This window comes from Bradyrhizobium sp., assembly GCF_019242285.1.
Lineage (GTDB): Bacteria > Pseudomonadota > Alphaproteobacteria > Rhizobiales > Xanthobacteraceae > Bradyrhizobium.
In genome coordinates this window covers 1-2,559 of sequence record NZ_JAFAVV010000194.1, presented here as the reverse complement: position 1 = coordinate 2,559, position 2,559 = coordinate 1, and the positions used below count along the sequence as shown (strand labels likewise).

General features: G+C 58.7%; 4 protein-coding genes. All 4 read right to left on the bottom strand.

The window, feature by feature from the left end; translation table 11 throughout:
* Window positions 1-560, bottom strand: a 560-nt coding sequence (locus JOY90_RS07380) for a response regulator transcription factor (protein ID WP_291690488.1), incomplete at its 3' end; no start/stop codon positions are given.
* A gap of 159 nt (window positions 561-719) precedes the next feature.
* Window positions 720-1,559 carry an anti-sigma factor gene (locus tag JOY90_RS07375; RefSeq protein ID WP_291690487.1) on the bottom strand — a complete coding sequence of 280 codons (840 nt, stop codon included), beginning with the start codon at window positions 1,557-1,559 and terminating at the stop codon, window positions 720-722.
* The gene (locus JOY90_RS07370) at window positions 1,556-2,089 is read right to left on the bottom strand and encodes a sigma-70 family RNA polymerase sigma factor (RefSeq protein WP_291690489.1); all 534 of its coding nucleotides are present in this window, start codon (window positions 2,087-2,089) and stop codon (window positions 1,556-1,558) included. Before JOY90_RS07370 ends, JOY90_RS07375 begins: the two co-directional genes overlap by 4 nt.
* A 94-nt stretch (window positions 2,090-2,183) precedes the next feature.
* Window positions 2,184-2,345, bottom strand: a complete 162-nt coding sequence (locus JOY90_RS07365) for a hypothetical protein (protein ID WP_291690486.1) — start codon at window positions 2,343-2,345, stop codon at window positions 2,184-2,186.
* Window positions 2,346-2,559: the final 214 nt, after the last annotated feature.

Below are 2,559 nucleotides of genomic sequence, written 5' to 3'. Positions count from 1 at the left end.
TAGCCCCACACTTCTTGAAGGAGCACCTTGCGCGCGACGGAATGTCCGTTCGAACGATAAAGGAAGCGGAGGATCGCAGCCTCCTTCTCGGTAAGCTTCAGCTTTGATCCTTTTTCCGTGACGATGAGCTTCGAGGCCGGCTTGAATTGCAAGGGGCCAATTCGCAGCACGGCATCGTCGCTTGCCTCGTGCTGCCGAAGCTGCACGCGGATGCGCGCCAGGAGCACGGCGAAGCGGAACGGCTTGGCGACGTAGTCGTTGGCGCCCGAGCCGAGGCCGGCCACGGTGTCGGCATCGCTTGCGTGTCCAGTGAGCATGATGATCGGCATGCGAGCACCGCTCGCGCGCATCACTCTTACGGCCTCGCGCCCGTCCATGTCGGGTAGGCCCACATCCATGATCACAAGGTCAAACGGCTCGGATTTGACAAGCGTCATGGCGGCCGCGGCCGTGGGCGCGGAGCTCACCGAGAACTCGCCGTTCACGCTCAATTGATCGGTCAGCGTGTCGACGATGTCGGCGTCATCATCTACGACAAGAATGCGCGTGCGATTGGACATGTCGGAACTCGAATCGGCAAACGGGTTTCGAACTTAGCTTAACCTGCCTTTGGGGTGCAAAGGCGGGGATGTAGGTGCGTGTGAATTGGCGAAGCGAATCTCACTTGTCAGCGCAAGCCTCCAATTCAAAGACAGGTTGATTGCGACATAAATTAGCGTTCAAAGTGTCAGCCGCTGGGATAAGAGACCAGCGAGCTCGCGCAACTCAGGCATCGCCTTTCGCCCGACCAGCATGTAGGCCCGACCCTGCGAAGCCCAATGCACGATGTTCAGCCCCGCGCGCTGCTCGCTGCTCGGCCCGATCTCGTGGTGGCTATCGCTGTAAATGCAAAGGGCCACGACGCCATCGTGCGGATCTAGATAAGCGATCTGACCAAGCGGCTTGCCATCGTATTGAAGAATTTGCACCCGCTTTAGCGTAATCCCGGGTAAGGAAACGCTGGAGGGCAGGAGGTGGACTCCAAGCTTCGCTCCTACCGCGGCGAGTTCGCGATCCTTCGGCGGGATCTCATCCGAAATGCCTGAAAGCGTGTCTGGAGTATAAAGCGACATATATTCGGCCACCGCCTGCCGCCACTCGTCCTCGCTATCGCTCGCGACTTCGATCCCAGCGATCTCGCGCAAGTCGGACTGAAGTCGATCGGTCATCATTCCGGCAATAAAAATGGCGATGCCGGCGGCGAGTAGCGCGAGTCGAGGACGGCTACTCACCAATCGCCAGATGCTCCGGTCGCTCGTGATAGTTCTATCGGGCCGGTAACTCGGCAGCGCGAGAAGCATTTGCCTGAGCTGGGCCTCGGGGGCTTCGGCCAGCAGCGCCCCAAACGCCTCCTTGATGGAAACCGTGCCCACTTGAGCAAAAACATCCAGCCGCTGCCGCAATGCGCTGTCATGAGCAAGCCAAACCTCTACCCATTGTGCTTGCGCGGGCGATAATTCTCCATCGAGGAAGGCCACGAGATCGGCATCGGCCGGCCGCCCGGTCGGTGTTTCGCTCATCGGCTTTGACTCTGGGGCGCGGAGATGTCTTCCGGGGCCGGGTCGAGCTTACTCAAGGTTTCACGCGCCGCCGCTAACCGGCTCATGACAGTGCCGATCGGCACTTCCAGCACCTCCGACGTGTCCCGGTAGGTGAGTCCTTCAACATAGGTCAAGAAAACCGTCTCCCGTTGCGCTTGCGGAAGCATTTGCACGTGCCTCAACACTTGCCGAGCCAAAATATTCGTTTCGATTTCCTTCGCCCCTTCGAATACGAGGGCGGTCTCGGCATCGACCAGGCCGCCACCCTGGCGAATCCGGCGGGATCGAACCTCGTTGAGCCAAATCGAACGGAGAATTGAGAAAAGCCAGCGATCCAGCCTCGAGCCGACGGCGAATTGGCGTGAGCGTTCAAGGGCGCGAACACAAGTTGCTTGAACGAGATCCTCGGCCACATCGCGCCGCCCCGAAAGGACGAGTCCGTAGCGCCAAAGGCGGGCCAAATGGCTCACCAGGCCAGCCCTCACCTCAAGCTGCCCATTCCCAATCATGCCTGAAGCGTTGAATAACACCAAAGGGCGCACATCGGCGGTGCCTAGAGCATGCTCTCAAAAAATGAAAGTTAATTTTGCAATAAGATCACGCTCAATCATCCAAATGATTCATCAGAATCACGCCAAAACTTTCGCGCGGAGCATTACGGCTGGTAATAGATTCGATGCGATCTCCACTCAAAGCTTGCCAAGCATCCGCTTTCGCCGCCCCGAGACTCAACTGGCAGGGTTCATTCGACAGACGATGGGGCAAGTCGTTGCGCTACGTCGGTCCAGCCGTTGAAGGTTCGAACCCGGTAAGGTGGCGCGGCGCAGAGACGCCGCGCCAATTAGGCGATCGAGATTAGAGCTTCGAGTCTTCGATCGCCTGCGCAAGATCCTCGTACTCCTCGCAGCCCGTGCCGCAGATCGTCTTGATGGTCGCGAGCTGGGATTTCGCGAGATCAACTTTGCCCTGAATGACGTAA